This window comes from Actinosynnema sp. NPDC037264 (genome assembly GCF_055603705.1).
In genome coordinates this window covers 13,875-32,942 of sequence record NZ_JBVJVK010000042.1, presented here as the reverse complement: position 1 = coordinate 32,942, position 19,068 = coordinate 13,875, and the positions used below count along the sequence as shown (strand labels likewise).

General features: G+C 71.7%; 17 protein-coding genes. 10 read left to right on the top strand and 7 right to left on the bottom strand.

Translation table 11 applies throughout. The features are described from left to right. Position 1: 1 nt before the first annotated feature. From ACZ7GX_RS32585 to ACZ7GX_RS32575, 3 genes are all read right to left on the bottom strand, one after another. Positions 2 to 1,648 carry a class I adenylate-forming enzyme family protein gene (locus tag ACZ7GX_RS32585; protein ID WP_498782314.1) on the bottom strand — a complete coding sequence of 549 codons (1,647 nt, stop codon included), beginning with the start codon at positions 1,646 to 1,648 and terminating at the stop codon, positions 2 to 4. Positions 1,649 to 1,810: 162 nt separating this feature from the next. Next, positions 1,811 to 2,788, bottom strand: coding sequence for an alpha/beta fold hydrolase (locus ACZ7GX_RS32580; protein ID WP_498782312.1), 978 nt, complete (start codon positions 2,786 to 2,788; stop codon positions 1,811 to 1,813). Then, positions 2,785 to 3,927: a glycosyltransferase gene (locus tag ACZ7GX_RS32575; RefSeq protein WP_498782310.1), complete on the bottom strand. Its 1,143-nt coding sequence runs from the start codon at positions 3,925 to 3,927 to the stop codon at positions 2,785 to 2,787. Before ACZ7GX_RS32575 ends, ACZ7GX_RS32580 begins: the two co-directional genes overlap by 4 nt. A 57-nt stretch (positions 3,928 to 3,984) precedes the next feature. Here ACZ7GX_RS32575 and ACZ7GX_RS32570 point away from each other — a divergent pair, with 57 nt between their 5' ends. From ACZ7GX_RS32570 to ACZ7GX_RS32560, 3 genes are read left to right on the top strand one after another with little or no spacing between them, the layout of a single operon-like run. Beyond that, positions 3,985 to 4,911: a 3-oxoacyl-[acyl-carrier-protein] synthase III C-terminal domain-containing protein gene (locus ACZ7GX_RS32570; RefSeq protein WP_498782308.1), complete on the top strand. Its 927-nt coding sequence runs from the start codon at positions 3,985 to 3,987 to the stop codon at positions 4,909 to 4,911. 26 nt (positions 4,912 to 4,937) lie between these two features. Beyond that, entirely contained in the window at positions 4,938 to 5,219 is a 282-nt protein-coding gene (locus ACZ7GX_RS32565; protein ID WP_498782306.1) for a phosphopantetheine-binding protein, read from the top strand. Next, positions 5,216 to 6,010 carry a hypothetical protein gene (locus ACZ7GX_RS32560; RefSeq protein WP_498782304.1) on the top strand — a complete coding sequence of 265 codons (795 nt, stop codon included), beginning with the start codon at positions 5,216 to 5,218 and terminating at the stop codon, positions 6,008 to 6,010. The genes ACZ7GX_RS32565 and ACZ7GX_RS32560 overlap by 4 nt, the downstream gene beginning before the upstream one ends. Positions 6,011 to 6,023: 13 nt before the next feature. Here the strand turns inward: ACZ7GX_RS32560 and ACZ7GX_RS32555 are convergent, their stop codons facing one another. Genes ACZ7GX_RS32555 through ACZ7GX_RS32545 form a run of 3 tightly spaced genes read right to left on the bottom strand, consistent with a single transcriptional unit; the run spans position 6,024 to position 8,921 of the window. Continuing rightward, positions 6,024 to 7,436: a condensation domain-containing protein gene (locus ACZ7GX_RS32555; RefSeq protein WP_498782302.1), complete on the bottom strand. Its 1,413-nt coding sequence runs from the start codon at positions 7,434 to 7,436 to the stop codon at positions 6,024 to 6,026. After that, the gene (locus tag ACZ7GX_RS32550) at positions 7,429 to 8,664 is read right to left on the bottom strand and encodes a beta-ketoacyl-[acyl-carrier-protein] synthase family protein (protein WP_498782300.1); all 1,236 of its coding nucleotides are present in this window, start codon (positions 8,662 to 8,664) and stop codon (positions 7,429 to 7,431) included. Before ACZ7GX_RS32550 ends, ACZ7GX_RS32555 begins: the two co-directional genes overlap by 8 nt. After that, positions 8,661 to 8,921, bottom strand: a complete 261-nt coding sequence (locus ACZ7GX_RS32545; protein WP_123747657.1) for an acyl carrier protein — start codon at positions 8,919 to 8,921, stop codon at positions 8,661 to 8,663. The genes ACZ7GX_RS32550 and ACZ7GX_RS32545 overlap by 4 nt, the downstream gene beginning before the upstream one ends. Positions 8,922 to 9,072: 151 nt before the next feature. On the opposite strand from ACZ7GX_RS32545, the gene ACZ7GX_RS32540 reads away from it, so the two are divergent. From ACZ7GX_RS32540 to ACZ7GX_RS32515, 6 genes are read left to right on the top strand one after another with little or no spacing between them, the layout of a single operon-like run. Beyond that, entirely contained in the window at positions 9,073 to 10,482 is a 1,410-nt protein-coding gene (locus tag ACZ7GX_RS32540) for an AMP-binding protein (RefSeq protein ID WP_498782297.1), read from the top strand. Beyond that, on the top strand, positions 10,482 to 11,258 hold the full coding sequence (locus tag ACZ7GX_RS32535) for an alpha/beta hydrolase family protein (protein ID WP_498782295.1): 777 nt from the start codon (positions 10,482 to 10,484) through the stop codon (positions 11,256 to 11,258). Before ACZ7GX_RS32540 ends, ACZ7GX_RS32535 begins: the two co-directional genes overlap by 1 nt. Further along, positions 11,252 to 11,761 (top strand): phosphopantetheine-binding protein, encoded by a 510-nt coding sequence (locus tag ACZ7GX_RS32530; RefSeq protein WP_316034281.1) that lies wholly within the window; start codon positions 11,252 to 11,254, stop codon positions 11,759 to 11,761. Before ACZ7GX_RS32535 ends, ACZ7GX_RS32530 begins: the two co-directional genes overlap by 7 nt. Positions 11,762 to 11,763: 2 nt before the next feature. Then, complete coding sequence (locus ACZ7GX_RS32525; RefSeq protein ID WP_498782292.1) at positions 11,764 to 13,233, top strand: AMP-binding protein; 1,470 nt, start codon at positions 11,764 to 11,766, stop codon at positions 13,231 to 13,233. Beyond that, positions 13,230 to 14,159, top strand: a complete 930-nt coding sequence (locus tag ACZ7GX_RS32520; protein ID WP_498782290.1) for a thioesterase domain-containing protein — start codon at positions 13,230 to 13,232, stop codon at positions 14,157 to 14,159. The genes ACZ7GX_RS32525 and ACZ7GX_RS32520 overlap by 4 nt, the downstream gene beginning before the upstream one ends. 5 nt (positions 14,160 to 14,164) lie before the next feature. After that, entirely contained in the window at positions 14,165 to 15,919 is a 1,755-nt protein-coding gene (locus ACZ7GX_RS32515) for a condensation domain-containing protein (protein ID WP_498782288.1), read from the top strand. A 240-nt stretch (positions 15,920 to 16,159) separates the two neighbouring features. Here ACZ7GX_RS32515 and ACZ7GX_RS32510 read toward each other — a convergent pair whose 3' ends face one another. Beyond that, a complete protein-coding gene (locus ACZ7GX_RS32510) occupies positions 16,160 to 17,311 on the bottom strand; it encodes a serine hydrolase domain-containing protein (protein ID WP_498782286.1) in 1,152 nt (383 codons plus the stop codon). Positions 17,312 to 17,834: 523 nt separating this feature from the next. On the opposite strand from ACZ7GX_RS32510, the gene ACZ7GX_RS32505 reads away from it, so the two are divergent. Further along, entirely contained in the window at positions 17,835 to 18,977 is a 1,143-nt protein-coding gene (locus ACZ7GX_RS32505; RefSeq protein WP_498782284.1) for a glycosyltransferase, read from the top strand. Positions 18,978 to 19,068: the final 91 nt, after the last annotated feature.

Below are 19,068 nucleotides of genomic sequence, written 5' to 3'. Positions count from 1 at the left end.
ACTACCTCCCGTGGGGCGCGTCCGCCAGAGCCCGTTGCCGCGTGAGGAACTTGCGGACCTTCCCGGTCGGCCCGACCGTCAGCTGAGCGTCGGGCACCACGTCGACCCGGCGCACCGTGCGCGCCACCGCCTCGCCGACCGCGGCGCGGACCTCCTCACCCCGGTCCAGCGCGGGGTCGGCGCCCTCGTGCAGCACCAGCAGCACGTCGGTGATCGGCGGACCGTCCTCCCGCCTGGTCGCCAGGACCGTGCAGTCGCGGACGTCCGGGCACCGGGCGAGGATGCGCTCCTCGGTCAACGCGGTGTAGAGCCAGTTCCCGTCGCCGAGGTCCACCGCGTCACTGGCCCGGTCGAGGTGGTAGTAGTAGCCCTCCTCGTCCCGGTACATCAGGTCACCGGTCAGGTAGTAGCCGTTGAGTCGGTTGCGGTAGGTGGCGGTGGAGTCGTTCCAGTAGCCGGGCGCGAGCGTCGGCGACTTGAGCCCGCACTGACCGACCTGGCCCACCGGCACCTCCTCGCCCGTCGTCACGTCCAGCAACGCCACTTCCGCGAACGGGTACGGCTTGCCGACGCAGCGGTCGTAGCGGTCGCTGCCGAGCCGGTGGCTCATGGCGAACGCGGCGTGGCCCATCTCGGTCGAGCCCAGCGTGTCGATGAACTTCGAGCCCGGCACGTCGACCACGCCGTCCGCCGTCCACACGGGGTGGCTGCCGACCGCGACGAGCTTGCGGATGTGCGCCTCGTGCGCGCAGTCGCCGGTGCTGGACCAGTTGCGCACCGAGCTCAGGTCGCGCCGGGACAGGTCGAACCGAGCCAGCTCCGCCCAGGTGACCGCGAAACCGAACACCCCGGTGGGCCGCCACCGCTCGATGGCGTCCAGGACCACCTCGCCGCTGTGCTCGAACGGCCCGCCCTGCCCGGACAGGCACAGCAGCTCGTAGCCGTTGCACAGCGCCTGGTTCACCACGATGATCCCGGCGGCGTGGGCGGCGGGCAGCACGGACAGCTCGCGCACCTGCCCGTGCGGCCTGGCTTCGGTGAGCCGCACCGCGCGCACCGCGGCGAACAGGGAGTGGTGCGAGTGCACGACCGGCGTCGGCATCCGGGTGGTGCCCGACGAGTGCGTGATCGCCACCGGGTCGTCGCCGTGGTGGCGGTAGGGCGGGGGTGCCTGGGCGGGGTCACCGGTGCCGGTCTCCGCGGCGTCACCCAGGACCGGCACGCCCAGTTCGTGGTCCCGCAGCGCGGCGTGGTCGGCGTCGACCAGCACGCCGACGCCGCGCAGCCGGCGGACGAACTCCGCGGCGACCTCGATCGGCATGCTCCCGTTCATCAGCGCCGGGATCGCACCGAGGTGGTTGAGCGCGAAGAAGTTGAGGAACACGTCGGCCGCCGACGTGACGAACACGGCGACGGGGTCACGTCGGCCGATCCCCTTGCGGGCGAACCAGTCCGCGCGCGCGGCGACGCGTTCGGCCAGGTCGCGCAGCGACAGCGGCGTCCACGCGGGGATGCCGTCCACGTCGACGTCGAAGGTCAGCCGGGGGGCGTCCAGGTCGGCGCCGTGCTCCAGCAGCATGGGCAGCACGTTGCCCGCGCCGACCCGCATGTCCTGTGCCAGCGCGGTGCGCAGGTTCGCCCGACTCATCAGACCTCCCGTTTGCGGAGAACAGTGGACCACCGAACGGAAGACACCAAGTCGGGTTCCCGCATCGGCGGCGGTGGGGCGGTGGCGCTCGGCGAACTGCGGCGGTGGCGATCGCCGGTCTCGTGAACCTGGCGACCGCGGGCGCGGGCTTGTGCACCGAGACTAGGTTCGCGATTCCCCTGTGGCAATCAGGCTTTCGGACGTGTCCGCAGTGGCTGCGGAGGACTTCGGGTTCCCGGCCAGCCGGGCCGTGATCGCGGCGCCGATCCGCGCGACCGGCTCCGGCAGCAGCATGTGCTCGTGCAGGCAGTCCACTTCGACCACGTCGACCGGTCCGCTCACGCAGTCGTCCCACGAGCCCACCTTCGCCTCGGTGGTCTGCTCGTCCTCGGTGGCGGACAGGAACAGCACCGGGCAGCGGACCCGACCGGGGCGATGCCGTTGTGCCACCGCGAGGTTGTTCCGGATCACGTGCGGCAAGGCGAGCAGTTGGCGATCCGGCCAGTCGTGCAGCCCCAGCCCGGGCCGACCGCGGACCACCTCCAGCATCCGGCGCACCGGGTCGGGGTCGTCCGGCTCGACCACCGGCTGGTAGCCGAGCTCGCGGAGCACGAAGTCGCACACCAGCCACAGGTCGTCATCGGCCACGCTGAGGCTGTTCGGCAGGCCGGGCAGCGTGTCACCGATGACGAGCAGGCCTACCTCGTGGCCGCGGCGCTCCAGTTCCTCGGCGATCGCGTGCGCCGTGTTGCCGCCGATCGACCACCCGAACAGGTGGTACGGGCCGTGCGGCTGGGTGAGCCTGATCCGGTCGGCGAAGTCCCGCGCCACCTCGGCCATGTCCACCGGGAGCGGTTCGGGCCTGCGCAGACCGCGCAGTTGCAGGCCGTACACCGGGTGCTCGGGCGCGAGGTGCGGCAGCAGCGCGAGGTAGCACCAGCTCGCACCGACCAACGGCGGCGCGCAGAACAGCGCGGGGCCGCCACCGCCCTCCCGCAGCGGCAGCACCAGGTCCAGGACGCCACCGGCGCGGCGGATGTCGGCCCGCCGCTGTCTCGCCCACGCGAACTCCTCGGCCGCCGGCAGCGCCTTCACCCTGGACCCGTCCACCGGACCGTCCTCCCGCTCGCGTGTGGTCACGTGCCGGACGCCAACTCGACCAGGTGGGCGGCGGCGGCCGCCGCGCCACCGGCGGCGGCGAACTCCGCCCCGATCCGACGGGCGTTGCGCCGGTAGTCCGGCTCGTCGAGCACCGCCCGCACGGCGGCGTCCAGTTCGGCCACTGTGACGTCGAGGATCGGCACCTCGATGCCCGCGCCCGACCGGGCCACCTGCCGCGCCAGCGCCACTTGCTCGGCCCGGACGGGCGCGACGACCATCGGCACCCCGAAGGTGAGCGCTTCGTTGACGGCGCCACCCGCGTGGCACACCACCGCGTCCAGCTTCGGCATCAGGTCGAGCATCGGCACCAGCTCGGCGGTGATGGCGTCGTCCGGGAAGGACTCCGCGGCCACGCCCGAAGTCACGAACACCGCCTGCACCTCGTCCGCCATGGGTGCGAGCACCGCGGCGGCCCGGTCGTAGAAGTCGCCGATCATGTGGCCGACCAGCGTACCGACCGTCACCAGCACGTGCCTGCGGTCGGGATCCCAGCGTTGCCAGGGGAAATCGGGCGCGTTCGGCCGGGTGCCCAGCGCCGCGCCGGTGAGTACGCAGCGGTCCGGCAGCACAGCGTCGCCCACGAGTCCGGGCGTCATCAGGGCGATCACCAGGTGCGGCGAGAACCGGGGGTCGATCGGCTCGTCGGACAGGCCCGCCATCGCCACCGCCTGCGCCATCTTGTCGGCCAGGTAGTCCTCGAACCCGACGAGGTCTTCGGGCGGGGTCAGCTCCAGCGTGCCCGTGCACAGGGTCGCCCACGGAATGCCGTGCCGGTGCGCCACCAACGCACCGGCCAGCGCGTACTGCTCGGTGACGACGACGTCCGGCTTGTGCTCCAGCACAGCTTCATCGACGGGGCCGAGGGTGAAGCGGGTGAACGGGATCAGGTACCCGTCCCACATCGCCCGCACCCCGGCCATGCCCATCTCGTCGTAGCGGCGATAAGCCCGTGCGCCGGTGGGGTGCACGGTCACGTCCGGACCGACCAGCGGGCGCAGCACGTTCTCCGGACCGCACCAGACGACGTCGTGACCCGCGCGGGCGAGTTCCTGCCCGATCGCGAGCATGGGGTAGAGGTGGCCTTGCAGCGGCAGTACGACCAGCAGAAACCGCGACACCGCAACATGGTGGCACACATTGACGTTCCCCGGAACGACGTGGTGGGATCCCGAAGTGTGACCGCTCTCGACGCGGTGTCGGTGTACACACCGGCTTTCCGCGTTCCCCTCGAGGACTTGGCCGACCCGCTCGGCCTGACCGACATCCAGGTCAGGCTCTTCCGGCGGTTCCACGGGCTCGACCAGGTCCGGTTCGACCCGGACCGTTCGCCCGCCGAGCTGTTGCGCGCCGCCGTGGAAGGGCTCGCCGAACTGCGCGGCCAGGAGCACCGGGTCCGGTACGTGATCCACGGCCGCGCGATGCCGGTCGTCGTGCCGTACCCGCACAACCCGCTGCACGACGTCTGCCGTGAGCTGGGACTCGGTCACGCGCTGGCTTTCACCGTCACGCAACAGAGTTGTGCGAGCGGGCTGCTGGCGGTCGAGCTGGCCGGTCGGCTGCTCGCCCGCGACCCGGACGACGCCTTGGCGTTGGTGCTGACGGGCGAGAAGGCGTTCACCCGCCACGCCCGGCTGATTCCCGGCACGTCGCTGTTCGGCGAGGGCGCGTCCGCGTGCCTGGTGAGCGCCAACGGGCCGCGCGACCGGATGTTGTCCTTCGTGTGCGCCCAACGCGGTGAATTCGACGGCGAGTTCGGCGACCGGGAGGAAGAGTTCCAACGCCAGTACCGCCCGTCCCTGGCCGAGGTGATCAACCGGGCCGTCGCCGACGCGGGGCTCGCCCTGGACGACATCCGGTTGGTCCTGCCGCACAACGTCAACGTCGTGACCTGGCAACGCCTCTGCTCGCTCATGGATTTCCCGGTGCAGCGGGTGCTGCTGTCGAACGTGCCCGACCACGGCCACCTGTTCTGCACCGACGCGTTCGCCAACTACCGCACCGCCAGGGAGCGCGACCTGCTCCGCGAGGGCGACCACTACCTCGTCGCGACCGTCGGCGCCGGAGCCGGGGCGACGTTCTCCGCGATGGTGTTCCAGCACTGATCCCACGTCCCACTCAGGAGGCCGCCATGACCGCACCGGACGCCCAGGTCGACAGCGCATTACGGGAACGCGTGGTCGAAGCCATGACCACCGTCCTCAAGCGGCTGGTCGAGCGCGAGGAGCCGATCACCGAGGACATGCAAATGGCCGACGAGCTGGGGGTCAGCTCGTCGCTGGGTTTGGAGCTGCTGCTGGAGGTGGAGGAGCAGCTCGGCATCCAGATCGACGTGGAGCGGATGCGCCCGGACGAGTTGCTGACCGTCGGCGAGCTGGCCACGTTCATCGCCGGCCACAGCCGGCCCTGGTGATGCGTCTGGTTTGCGCGGGGCGCAGGGCTTTCACCGGCAACGCCGACGTCCTCGCCGACGACGACCACCGCGCGCAGGTGACCGACTACTTCGCGGACCTCGTCCGACCCTTCGACGCCGGACCCCTCACCGACCTGTCCGGCCAGTCCTACGGCGAGATGGCGAAGGCGTTGGTGTCGGACGTCGTGCCCCCGACGGAGCCGGTCGACCTGCTGGTGCTGGCGTTCTCGATCCACGACGTGTGGCCGGGCCGGGCGACGGCGACCTACCTCAGCCACGTCTGCCCCGGCACGCCGATGTCGTTCGCCGTGTGCGACCAGGGCAGCGCGTCGCCGTTCACCGGTTTGCGGTTGATCGGCGACTACGGCGTGCGGCGGGCGCTGCTGGTCGTGGTCGAACAGGCCGCGCTGCCCTACGAGTCGGCGGCGGCGACACCGTTGGCACACCGGGGCGTGGCCATGTTGTACGAGGGGAGCGCGGGTGCCCGGGCTACCGAGGTGCTCCAGTACCCCGACGTGGGGCCGGATACCGTAGCCGAACTGGCTCGGCGAGGGGTGGCCGAGCTGTCGGCCGGCCACCCCGGCGCACGGGTCGCGCTGAGCGACTCGCTCGCCGCGGTGTGGCCGGACCACCCCGACCACACCCGCGCGCCGGCCGGGCAGCCCACGACGGGTGTGTGGTGGGATCTGGCCGGTGCGCAGGAGGACACGGTGCTGGCGGGCGACTACGACCCGGAACTGCGCTACCTCTGCCTCGCCCGGGTCGCGGCCGATCAGTCCTCAGTGGACTGATCGGCTGCCTCGGTCAGGCGCCGGTGACGGCCGGTCGGGGTTGTGCGCCGGTCGGCACGTCCGACCGGAACGCGGCCTCGACGGCCACCTCCTCCACCGCGTACAACATCGCTTCCACCTGCTCGGGCGGGAAGACCTCGGTGTCGTTGACCACCTGGAGGTACACGGCGTCCGGATGGTCCTCGATGTTGACGAACAGCTGGTCGGTCCACCGGTAGACGAACTTGTGCCACATGACCTGCGTTTCGGGGAGCTTGGCCCTGATCTCGTCCTCGGTGAGGGGCGCGGCGTCCGCCACCGCGTCGGCCTGGGCCCTGGTGCTGAACCGCCGGTCGTTGATCCGGCACGTGATCCGGGCCGGGTAGCCGCGTTCGGCGTCCAGGCGCGCGGCCAGCTCCGCCAACTGGTCGGGGTCGTAGTAGGAGTTCATCAGGGCCGCGGTGCTGGCCTGGCGCGCCTGCGCGATCACGTCGTCGACTGTGCCGTCGAGGTCGAGGGTGAGCACGGCGTTCTGGACCACCGAGCCGACGACATCGGCCAACCCGGGCCGGTACCGGTTGCCCGCGGCCACGTGCAAGGTCAGCGGGTTGACGCCGGTGGTCCGGGCGATCGCGGTGGCGATCACCGCGAGCAACACCCGTCCGGTGTCCGTGCGGGTCCGCCGGGCGATCTCGACCACGGCCAAGTAGGCGGCCCGCGACTGGAACCGCACGTTGCGGCACCGCCGCCCCGCCTCGTAGTCCGGCGCACCCGACCCGCCGAACGTCAGCGGTGGCAGGGAACGGAGGTGGCCCTCCCAGTAGCGCATCGCCCGGTCGCTGACCCGCCGCAACTCCGGCGTCGCCTCCCGACGGGCGAGGTCGGCGAGCCGCACCGCGTCCGGGTCCACCGGGCGGCCGACCAGCTCGCCGAGGTCGAGGTCGGTCATGAGCAGCAACCCGCCCACGCCGTCCACGACCATGTGGCCGAGGGTGAGCACCAGGTACACCGCTTCGCCCCGGTACTGCATCACGCCCATGCGCAGCGGCCACGGGGTGTGCTCTTCCAGCGGGGCCGCCATCCACTTGAGCCACAGCCTGTTGCCGTGGTCGACGGCATCGGTGCGGTCGAGGTGGTCGGCGAAGGTCATGACTTCCAGGTCGATCTCGCCCGACCCGTGCACCACCTGGCACGGCTTGCCCTCGTCGTCGGTGCCGAACCGCGTCCGCAGCGCGGGGTGCTTGCTCATTAGCCGGCTCAGGCGATCGGCGACGTCGGCGACGGTGAGGCCCTCCGGCAGGTGGTGCGCACCGCAGATGTTGTAGGTCCAGTCGCTGGTGCGCATGTCGTGGAGGATGGTCTTCTGCCCCCAGGTCAGCGGCGCGGCTCCCGCTCCGGGCCCGGAGAACGGTACGGGCACCAGGTCGTGGACGATCCGTTTACCCATCGGCTCTCCCGAAGATCACGCTCACGTTGTGGCCACCGAAGCCGAACGAGTTGGACATGACCGCGCCCACCGCGGCGGGCAGCGCCTCACCGCGGACGTGGTTGAGGTCGCAGGCCGGGTCGGGATCGTCCAGGTTGTGGGTCGGTGGGAGCAGCCCCTTGCGCATGGCGACGATGCCGATCGCCGCTTCGACCACACCCGACGCGCCGAGCATGTGCCCGGTGACACCCTTGGTCGAGCTGACCGGCGGCATGGCGTCGCCGTACACGCCGCGGATCGCCGCCGCCTCGGCGGAGTCACCCGCCTTCGTGCCCGTGCCGTGCGCGTTGAGGTAGTCGATGTCGCCTGTGGACAGTCCGGCATCCCGAAGTGCGATCCGCATGCTCTGCGCCGCGCTGGAGCCGTCGGGCCGGGGCGTGGTCGGGTGGTGCGCGTCGCTCGTCGCACCCCAGCCGAGCACCTCGGCGTGCACTGCCGCGCCGCGCGCCCGCGCGAAGTCGGACCGCTCCAGCACGAGCACGCCGGCGCCCTCACCGAGCACGAAACCGTTGCGGCGCCGGTCGAACGGGCGGCTCGCGGTGGTCGGGTCGGGCCAACCGCGGGCGAGGGCGAGCGCGTTGCCGAAGGCGTCGGCGAACGTCGGGAACAGCGGTGCCTCGGTGCACCCGCACACCACCACGTCCGCTTCGCCCGCCCGGAGGATGCGCATCGCCTCGCCGATGGACTGCCCACCGGCGGCGCACGCCGTGCCGGAGGACGACGTGTACCCCCGGATGCCGAACTTGATCGCGACCCGCGCCGCGGCCATGTTGGGCAGCACGCCGGGCAGCAGCAACGGGCTCACGCCCAGCCGGCCGCGCCGGGACCGCTCCACGGCTTGTTCCGCGAGCGTCGCGAGCCCGCCGACCCCGGAGAGCACCACCGCGACGCGGTACGGGTCGACGTCGCGGCCGATCTCGATCCCGGCGTCGGCCAGCGCGTCGTCCGCGGCCCGCACGGCCATCACGATCGAGCGGTCCACGACGCGCGATTCCTTCGCCGGCAGAACGCTTTCCGGGTCGATGGCCGGTCCGATCGCGGCCGCGTCGAGCACGCCGTGCAGCGGGTGGTCCTCCGGCGGGCGCACGATCGCGGACCGACCGGAGCACACCGCCTCGAAGACCTCCTCGACCGCCGCGCCGACCGGACTGACCAGCCCGATCCCCGTCACGGCGACGCTCGCGCTCACGTCGCCGTTGCGGTCTGCGCGCGCCGGGCCACCTCGGCGCAGAACTCGCCGACCGTCATGGCGGCGAACCGCTCGGCCTCGTCCTCGTCGAACCGGACGCCGAAGTGGTCCTCCACCCGCAGCGAGAGCTCGGCCAGGGCCAGCGACTCGAGGTCGGCGCCTGCCGGGCCGAGCACCGTGTCGTCGTCCATGTCGGCGGTGCTGTACTTCATGACCGTCAACGAGTCGAAAAGGAACTGGCGGATCTCAGAATTCATGGCGGCACTTCCCCTCTCCGGGAGGTCAACGGGAATCTGCCCCACGGGGGTCTTGGCCGTCAAGCACGAGCCCGTACCCGAATATGGGCTATGGACCGCGGTTCGGAACAGCCTCAGAATGTGCGCCATGCCCTCGGCGATACTGGATCTCGTGACGCTCGGAGAGGCGCCGCCGGGGTCCCCTGCTGTCCACCTCGTCGGCGGGAAGACGCTGTCGTACGGCGACTTGGCCGCGCTCGTCGGCGAGGCCGAGAGATCACTGCGCCACGACACCAAGGCGTTGGTGCTGTGCGCGGGGGATCGTGACCTGCCCACCCTGTTGACCTACCTGGCCGCGCTGCGGCTCGGCCACACGGTCGCATTCCTTCCCACCTCCTCCGAAATACTTTCGAAGTACCACCCGGAATTCGTCGTGCCGGAGCCCGGCGGCGGGTCGGACCTGGCTGCCCGTGGCTACGTGCCCGTCGGCGAGGTGGGAGGATCGCACGTCTTCCGCAGGCGTTCGGCGCGACCGGCGGGTGGCATCTTCCCGGACACGGCGCTGCTGCTGTCGACCTCCGGTACGACGGGGAGCCCCAAAGCGGTGCGGCTGTCGTACGACGCGATGGCCGAGAACGCCGACGCCATCGTCCGCGCGTTGGGCGTCACGTCCGCCGAACGGGCGCCGACCACGTTGCCGATCACCCATGCCTATGGCTTATCGGTGGTGAACAGCCACCTGAGCGCGGGGGCGAGCATCGTGCTGACCGACCGGTCGCCGTTGTCGTTGGCGCTGTGGGACCACGTGACGAGGGCGGGTGCCACCTCGTTCGCCGCCGTGCCGACGACCTACGCGGCGTTCGGACCGGCGCACGTGAACTTACTGGAACGCACCGAGATCCGCACGATGACCCAAGCGGGCGCACGCCTCGGCGACGAGCTGACGATGCGGCTGGTGCGGATGATGCAGCGGCGGCAGGGCCGGTTCTTCCCCATGTACGGCCAGACCGAGGCCACCTCGCGGATCACGTGCCTTGACCCGGCCGCCCTCCCCGACCGCCTCGGCTCGGTCGGGACGGCGGTGCCCGGCGGCGTCGTCACCATCGCGCCCGTCGAAGCACACGGCCGGGCCGCACCCGGCGAGGGCGCCGTGCACTACCGCGGTCCGGGCGTGATGCTCGGCTACGCGACCGGTCGCGACGACCTCGGCCGAGGGGCCGAGGTGGACGTCCTGGACACGGGCGACCTCGGATACCTGCGCGACGGCTACCTCTACCTCACCGGCCGCACCAAGCGGATCGTCAAGGTGCTCGGTGTCCGCACGAGCCTGGACGACCTGGAGCGGATGGTCGAGCGGTCCGACCACCCGTCCGCCGTGGTCTCCGACGACGACGTGGTGTACCTGTTCGGCGCGGGCGACCCGGATGTGCACGAGCAGCAGCGGCGGCACCTCGCCGAGGCGCTGGGGGTGCCGAGCCGGCACGTGGCGGTCCGCCACGTCGACCGCCTGCCGCGGACCCCCGGCGGCAAGGTCGACTACCCGGCGCTGGCGGCGGCCGTGGACGCCCGGGAGGTCGGGTAGTGGAACTGACGCACTGGCGACAGCTGTCCGATCGCGGCCCGGACCTCGTGCTGTGCCTCGACTTCCCTGGCGGACGGGCCGCGGCGGGGTTCGCGGACCTGGCGTCCGGTGTCCCGGTGGACGCCTGCTTCCTGCACATCGCCCAGCCGGGCTCGGGGTCGCTCGACGCGTGCGTCGACCGCTGGGTGGCAGACGTGGCGGCGACCGGCCGCCCGGTGCGCGCGGTGCTGGGGTACTGCGCCGGGTCGTCGCTGGCCACCTGCGTCGCCGATGCCGTCGCCGAGTCGGCGCCCGCGCCGGTGACCCTGCTCTTCGACGCCGCGGCGACCACGGCCGGTTCGTTCGGCGACCAGTTCACGTCCACCATCGAGACCTCCGCGGACCACCTGACCGCCGAGGAGCTGGACGACGCGCGTGCCTTGGCGGACGGGCTGGTCGAGGCGCACCCGGACGACCTGCCCCGCATCGCCGCGGCCCTGGTCGACCGGTACGACGCGTTGATGGGCGAGGTCGCCGCCCGGCTGTCGCTCAACCAGTTCTTCCGGCAGCAGCTCACCGGCGGGTTCACCGCTTACGTCGACTACATGCTGCTGGCCGCCCAGGGCCGGTTCGACACGCGCTCCGGGACGCCGTTGTTCGTGTCCTCGAAGGACCACGAGCCGCCCGTGGACGACGTCCGACGCCTCCCGCTGGACTTCGACCACGCCGACCTGCTGCGCGAGCCCGCGGTGCACGACCTCGTCGCCGAACTGCTGATAGGAGAGCGCCCGTGGTGAACGTGGCCGAGATAGCCGACGTCCTGTCCGCGCACCCCGGCGTCAGCCGGGCCGAGGTCGCCGTCGTACGCCACGACGGCCGTGACGTCACGGTCGCCGCGGTCGAGCTGACCGAGTACCTGAGCGGGCCGGTGCTCCGCAACCACGTGCACCGACAGCTGGGCGAGGACTGCGGGCTCAACGGTGTGTTCGTCGTGGACCAGGTCCCGATGGTGGATGGCGCGGTGGACGCCGGGCAGTTGGCGGCGGCCGTCGCCGATGGCCGGTGCACCCTGTTCGAGGATCCGCGCGACGACGTCGAGCGGCGGGTCGCGGAGATCTGGTCGGCGCAGATGGACGTGCGGCCGGTCGGCGCGACCGACGACTTCCTGGAGCTGGGCGGCGACTCGCTGTCCGCGCTCGGCATCATCGCCGCGCTCGAAGCGGAGTTCGACCGGCCGTTGGACGTGTACGAGTTCATGAGCGCGTCCAACGTCCGGCGGCTGGCCGAGGTCCTGCGGTAGCGATGACCCTCTCCGTGCACCGGCGGATCGCCGACATCGCCCGCGCCGAACCCGGTCGGACGGCCCTGATCGGGTTCGACGCCGACCTGGCCGAGCAGACCATGTCGTGGGGGGAACTCGCCGGGTCGGTTGACGACGCGGTGGCCGCGCTGCGGGCGGCGCTCGACCCGGACGTGCCGTCGTGCGTCGTCGTGGAGGCGGCCAACACCCTGGCCGCCGCGACCGGCATCGCGGCGGCGCTCGCGGCCGAGGTGCCCGTCTTCGCGCTGAACCCGGCCACCCCCGCGGCCGAGCGGGACGTCCTGTTCGGACTGATCGGCCGCCGGTACGGGCACGTCCACCTGATGGACGCCTGGAACCGGCCGGGGCCGCCGATCGTGTCGGCCACGCCGCCGTCGACCCGGGACGGCGCCGCGGCCTACCTGCTGGCGACCGGCGCGAGCACGGGCGTGCCGAAGGTCTCGGCGCGACCGGGGCCGTTGCGCTACGACCCCGCGCGGACGCCGTCGCTGGTGATCCGGCAGACCGGTTGGCGGACCGGCCAGCGGCAGCTCATCGTCGGTCCGCTGTACCACGCGGCGCCGTTCACCGTGTTCGTGGACGCGCTGCTGGACCTCAACACCGTTGTGCTGCAACCGTTCTTCGCTGCGCAGTGGACCGTCGACCTGGTGCGGCAGCGCCGCATCGAGTGGGTGCAGCTGACGCCGACGCACATGCGCGAGATCCTGATGCTCGCCGACGCGGACCCGGCGGCCTTCACCAGCGTGCGCGCGCTCCTGCACACCGCGGCCGCCTGCGACGCGGAGACCAAGCGCGGGTGGATCGACCTGCTCGGCCCCGAGCGGGTCTTCGAGCTGTACGGCGCGACCGAGGGCATCGGCGTGACGCTGGCCCGCGGCGACGAGTGGCTGGCCCGGCCCGGCACCGTCGGGCGCGGTGTGCTGACCCAGCTCCGCGTCCTGGACGACGACGGCAGGCCCGTCGCGCCGGGCGAGGCCGGCACCGTGTTCATGCGCACCCCACTGCGGGTGGGCCGGTCCGACTACGTCAACGACCAGGTCGTCCGCACCACCCCGGACGGGTTCGCCACGGTGGGCGACCGCGGCAGACTCGACCGCGACGGCTACCTCTACCTCGAACCCCGCGACCACGGCACGATCAACGTCGGTGGTGAGAAGGTCGACCCGAACGAGGTCGAGGCCGCGTTGCTGGCCCACCCCGCGGTGGTGGACGCCGTCGCGCTGGCCGTGCCGCACGGGACCCTTGGGTCGGTGGTCGGCGTGCAGGTGGTGCTGCTACCCGAGGTGAGCGTCCGCAAGGCCGAACTCGCCGCGCACTGCGGCCGGCGCCTGGCCGGCTACAAGATTCCCAAGCACTTCGCGTTCGTCGACCGACTCCCCCGCTCGGCGGCCGGGAAGATCCAGCGCTGGCGGCTCGCCGCCGATCACGAAGGCGGTGCACCCACACCATGAACCCGACCGTGGACGACGTGCTCGACACCGGTTACCGGCACCCCCGCGACCCGGTGGAGCTGTGGCTGGCCCGGCAGTGGCAGGAGGTCATCGGGTTCGCCGTCGGCATCCGGGAGAACTTCTTCGAGCTGGGCGGCAACTCCCTGGACGCGGCGCGGGTCGTCAACGCCGTGTTCGAGGAACTGGGCGTCCAGCTGCCCCTGAACGTGATGACCGAGCACCCCACCGTGGAAGGCCTCGCCGCCCGGCTGCGCGACCACAACGGGCAGCTGTCCGACCCGCTGGTGGAGATCCAGCGCGGCGACGGGACCGCTCCCCCGTTGTTCCTGGTCCACCCGGCCAACGGGCAGGTCGGCCCGTACGCCGGGCTCGCTCAGGCGCTGGGCGAGGAGTTCACCGTGTTCGGGCTCCAGGCGGCCGGGCTCTACTCCGAAGTCGACCCGGTCGCCTCTGCAGGTTCCCTGGCGCAGACCTACGTCGAAGCCGTCCGCGCGGCGTGGCCGACCGGCCCCTACCTGCTCGGCGGCTGTTCTACCGGTGCGGCGGTCGCCCACGAGATGGCCGCCCGGCTCACCGAGGACGGCGCCGAGGTTCGGCTGCTGGTCCTGGTCGACGCCGAGCTCCTGGACATCGGACCCCGGTTCGACCAGCCGCCCGATGACCTGGTCGCGGTCCTGGACCGGTGGAAGGAACTCGACCTCGTGCCGTCGGACGCGACCCCCGAGTTCGTCCGGCGTTCGGCGCGCGTGTGGCAGGCGAACGAGGTCGCCGTCCGCGACTGGGAACCCCGGCCGTACTCCGGTCCGCTCGACGTCTTCCTCAGCCCGTCGGGAGACCGGCCGGCGTTCGCGGACTGGCCATCGGCGGTGACGCGCGAGCACACGCCGCATGACGTGGCCGGCGCGCTGCGCGGGTTGATCGGCTGATCGGGATGAGCACCTCGATCGACACCGGTCAGCGCAGGCGGCGCGTGCGGCTCACGCCCGTCGACGCCATCCAGGTCAGCTCCGAGGGATCGCGCGCGGGCGAGGGACCCGTCACCCTCGGCCAGCTCAACATCCTGCAGTGGTTGGGGCGCGACGCCGACCACCCCAACGCGGTCCTGCGCGTCGAACTGCCCGTGCTCGACGGCAGGTCCGTGGACGACGTGGTCGAGACGGCCGCCGTGCTGGTGGCCAGGCACGAATCCCTGCGGACCACCTACGTCCGGGGCGAGCACCCCCGTCAGGTGGTCGCGGCGACGAGCACGTTCACGCTCCACGTGTGCGCCCTCGACGGGGGTCCGTGGGGGCCTCGCGACCGCTCGGCGGTGGCCGGGAGGCTGCTCGTGTGGTTGGGGGAACGGCGCGACACGGCGGCCACCACGCTGCGGATGGCGGTGGCCACCGACGAGCAGGGCACGGTCATCGCCTGCGTCGCGGGGTTCTCTCACCTGGCCGTCGACTTCGGCGCCATCGAGGTGCTCAAGCGCGAGTTCACCGAGATGCTCGCGCACCCGGACCTCCGGCAGGTGGGCGAGCCCCGCCACCAGCCGCTGGACCAGGCCGAGCTGGAGGCGACACCCGCCGAGCGGCGTCGGACCCGTGCGGCGAACGACTACGTGCGGGAGCTGGCGCGGCGGCAACCCCGCTGCCTGCTCGCGCTGCCGGGGGCCACGCGGTCCGGCGAGTCGCTGGCGGTGGAGCTGTCGTCGCCGGCCGCCGCGATGGCGGTGCGACAGGTGGCGGCACGCACCCGGTCCAGCCGGTCCTCCGTCGTGCTCGCCGCGACGTGCGCGGTGCTGGCACGGCGCACCGGCTACCGGGAGCTGGTGTTCCCGTCGCTGTCGAGCAACCGCTTCGACCGCCACCTGGTCGACTTCGTCGGTCCCCTGGCGCAGGGCAACCTCGTCGCCGTCGAGGTCGGCGACCGGAGCTTCGACGCACTGGTCAAGCACACGTGGACCGCGGTGCTGGAGGCGAGCAGGCACGCCAGGTACGACGGCGTCGAGCGCGGCGCGTCGGACGAGCGGATCCAATACGAGCGGGGTGTGCACTTCCTCTACGACCCGTTGTTCAACAGCCTCGTGCCCGAGTCGTGGTCCGGGGTCACTGCGGGCCTCCGGCACCGGCCGGATGAGATCACCGCCGCGCTGCGGCGGACGGCGCTGCGGTGGCGTCCGTTGCCCTACGACGCGACGCCGGTGCGGTTGAACCTGCACGAGGTGGACGGCCGGGTCCTGCTCGACCTGTGGTGCGCGGACACCGGACTGGTGCCCCGGGCCGAGGTAGAGTCGTTGTTGCTGGCCGTCGAGCGCCTGCTGGTCGGTGCGGCCGTGGGTGACCTCGACGCCTCGCGCACCCGCGAGGTCATCGGCCTGGACCCCGTCACCCGCACCTCGAACTGGGTGCTGGTCGACTCGTGCTGGGTCGACCTCGCCGAGGTGCAACAACTGCTGGACGAAGCCCTGGCGCCTTCGACGGCCCGCGTCTTCGGCTCGGTCGACGGCCGCGACCTGGTCGCCTACCTGACCGCGATCGACGCCGTGCGGACACCCGAACAGGCCCATGCCCGTTGCCTGGCCGCACTACCCGGCCATCTCAACGCCATCGCCCCACGCCACTACGTCCTGTGCCCCACCGCCCCGGCCGACGCGTCGGACCCCGCCGCGTGGCCGCCACCCCTCACCACCGGCACCGGGCGTTGACCACTCCGAAGCCCAGCACGGCAATGGCGTCATGCGCGACGTGCAGCGATCCGCTTGGCAGTTCTGCCGCGGTTCGGACTGGGCCTGCGGGCCGTTCGGGTGGTCGAGCGGCGAGTTCGGCGGGCCGTACGGCCCGCCGAAGATCTTGGACTACGGCGGTTCGGCCTCGTGCGGCGCGGGTTGCCACCGGGCTTTGGCCGCCACCGAGTACCGACACCAGGTGAGGCAGTACCCCCGCAGTCAGTTCTCGATCGCCTGGTAGACAGCGGTCCAGAGGTCGTGCCACATCGGCAACCTCTGGTCACCAGTGTGCGCTCGCTGCATGAAGAAGATCGCCGTCATGTCCTGCTCAGGATCGTTGTACCAGGCGGTGCCGTAGAAGCCGCACCACCCGTAGCTGCCGACCGACTGGCCGAACGGGCTGCGGTGGGACCGGACCGACATCCCGAGACCCCAACCCATCTCGTCGAAGAACCCCGGGTGGAACCCGGAGCCGGCCCGCTGCTCCGAGGTTAGCTGGTCGGTGGTCATCAGCTTGACCGACGGTCGGGAGAGCACCCTCCTGCCGCCGTGGGAGCCGCCGGCCAACAGAGCCGAAGCGAAGGCGAAGTAGTCCTGGGCGGTCGAGACCAGTCCGGCGGCACCTGATTCGAACGTCGGCGGCCGGCTCCACTGCCCGTCGGGGCCGTCGTCCACGACCTGCCCGCCGGTGACCGCACTGGCACGTTGGTACGCCGTCGCGAACCGGCCGATGTCCTCGCCGCGCACGCTGAAGGCGGTGTCCTTCATCCCGAGCGGATCGCAGATCCGCTCGCGGAGGGCGTCTCCGAAGGACATGCCGGTGGCCCTGGCGATGAGCACGCCGATCACGTTGGAGGCGGTGTCGTACATCCAGCGCTCACCCGGTTGGTAGGCGAGCGGAAGCGCGCCCAGCCCTCGCATCCACTTGTCCGGCGACGTGTAGTCGAGTGCGTTCAGCGCGTCGACGATCGGTACCCTTCCCGGTCTGGTCGGGATCATGCCGATGCCGCAGGTGAACGACAGCAGATCCCACAGCGTGATCGGGCGTTGCGCCGCGACGGTGTCGTCCAGCGGCCCGTGGAAATCGGCGAGCACGGTCATGTCCGCCAGCTCCGGGAGCAGGTCGTCAACCGGCTCATCCAGGCGCAGGGTGCCGTCGTCCACGAGTGTCATCGCGCACGCGGCGACCATCGGCTTGGTCATCGAGGCCGTGCGGCAGATCGTGTCGGCCGCCATCGGCGTCCCCGCGCCCTCGCCCTCGAAGGCGATGGTGCCCGCCGCTTCGACGTGCACCTCGCCGTGGCGGCCGAGAACCGCCACCGCACCGGGCACGAAGCCGGACTCGACTTGGCGCTCCAGCAGCTCTCGCACCCGAGCCAGCCCTCTCGACGAGAAGCCACCGGTGACCACTCCCCCGCACCTCATCCCATCCGTCCGCGCTCGCCTGTCGCGCAACGACCGTAGCCCTTCCGCGACCAGGCCGGGAGAAGACTTCGTCCCGCCACTACGGCTTGGCGGCACGTTCGGCTGCACGCCCTTCGGCATGTGCGGATGTTCGTCGACATGCCAGGTTCGGTGCACGTGGTCGGGCATCCGCTCGATCCGGAATCATCGGCAGACGGGCTTCCGGCAGTTGCCGTACGTCCGCTATGCCGACGACACCCTGCTCGGGTTCGCCGGACCCGAGGATCGGGGATCGTTCGGCACCCTGGTTGATCATAGGTACAGCCCTTGGTTGGAGATTTTCTTGCGACAGAAGGATCTCCGACCAATGGCTGCGTGATCAGTGTGGGACCGACGGGCGTCGAATCGCAGGTTCAGGGCCGTATGCGGGAAGGTCCCGGACACGGACAGGTTCACCCGCTGCCGGACATCGCCCGGTTACCCTCGTACCGTGCGGATCCTCTTCTCCAGCCTCGGCCATTACGGGCACACCTACCCCCTGTTGCCGCTCGCGATCGCCGCGAGGGAGCTGGGCCACGACGTCGACTACTTCACCGGCGCCGCGTTCGCCAACACCCTCACCGCGCGCGGCATCGAGCACATCGTCGGCGGCATCGAGGTGCCTGAGGCGTTCGCCATCGCGACCAGTGACGCCCGGCCGAGGAGGCCGGAGGACGTCACCGAGCGGGTCGCGTACACCTTCGCCTCGGTGATGCCGCGCCGCTTCGCCACCGAACTCGCGCCGGTCATCGCCGACCGCAAGCCGAACCTGGTCGTGCACGAGTTCGGCAACCCGGGCGCGGGCCTCGCCGCCGACGTCGCGGGCGTACCCGCGCTGTGCCACTCGTTCGGCCGGATGTGGCAGGAGCCCGACTTCGCCGAGGCCGCGCTCGCCCACCTCACCGACCTCGGCGCGGAGTTGGGCGTCGAGATCCCGCGGAGCGATCCCCTGGTGCTCGGCCACCCGTACCTCGACATCTGCCCACCGTCGTTGCAGAACCCGGCGTTCCTGACCTCGTCGGTGCACCGAACCCCACTGCGGCCGGTGCCGTTCACCGAGCCCGGCGAGCTGCCTTCGTGGGTGCTCGAACACCGCGAAACCCTGGTGTACCTGACGCTGGGCACGGCCTTCGGCGTCGTGGAGGTGCTGCGCACCGCTGTGGAGGGTCTGGCCGCGTTGGACGTGAAGGTGCTCGTGGCGACCGGACCGACGGTGGAACCGGACGCGCTCGGCGAACTGCCGGACAACGTCGTGGTGCTCCCGTGGGTCCCGCAGGCCGACCTGCTGCCGCACGTCGACCTCGTGGTGCACCATGGCGGGTCCGGCACGACCATGGGCACGCTGGGCGCGGGCGTGCCGCAACTGGTCATACCGCAGGCGGCGGACCAGTTCAACAACGCCGACATGGTGACCGAGGCCGGGCTCGGCGACCGCGTGCTCGGCGCGGACGTGACCGCCGAGGTGTTCACGGCCAAGGCGAAACGACTGCTCACCGACGACGCCGTGCTCGGCGCGACCCGGGCCGTCGCCGCCGAAGTGGCCACCATGCCGTCACCGCACGACGTGGCCCGCACGCTGCCCGACTACGCCTGACGGGACTGTGGAACGAATGGCTCGGGCGCACTTTCGGTGGCCTCGGACCACGTTGGGGTCCCCGGCCTCCTCCGGCAACTCGGTAGCACGC

Coding starts and splice junctions, on each gene's coding strand:
- ACZ7GX_RS32555 (WP_498782302.1), bottom strand. CDS start 7,436: ATGGGTAAACGGATCGTCCACGACCTGGTGCCCGTACCGTTCTCCGGG.
- ACZ7GX_RS32525 (WP_498782292.1), top strand. CDS start 11,764: ATGACCCTCTCCGTGCACCGGCGGATCGCCGACATCGCCCGCGCCGAA.
- ACZ7GX_RS32515 (WP_498782288.1), top strand. CDS start 14,165: ATGAGCACCTCGATCGACACCGGTCAGCGCAGGCGGCGCGTGCGGCTC.
- ACZ7GX_RS32585 (WP_498782314.1), bottom strand. CDS start 1,648: ATGAGTCGGGCGAACCTGCGCACCGCGCTGGCACAGGACATGCGGGTC.
- ACZ7GX_RS32520 (WP_498782290.1), top strand. CDS start 13,230: ATGAACCCGACCGTGGACGACGTGCTCGACACCGGTTACCGGCACCCC.
- ACZ7GX_RS32565 (WP_498782306.1), top strand. CDS start 4,938: ATGACCGCACCGGACGCCCAGGTCGACAGCGCATTACGGGAACGCGTG.
- ACZ7GX_RS32545 (WP_123747657.1), bottom strand. CDS start 8,921: ATGAATTCTGAGATCCGCCAGTTCCTTTTCGACTCGTTGACGGTCATG.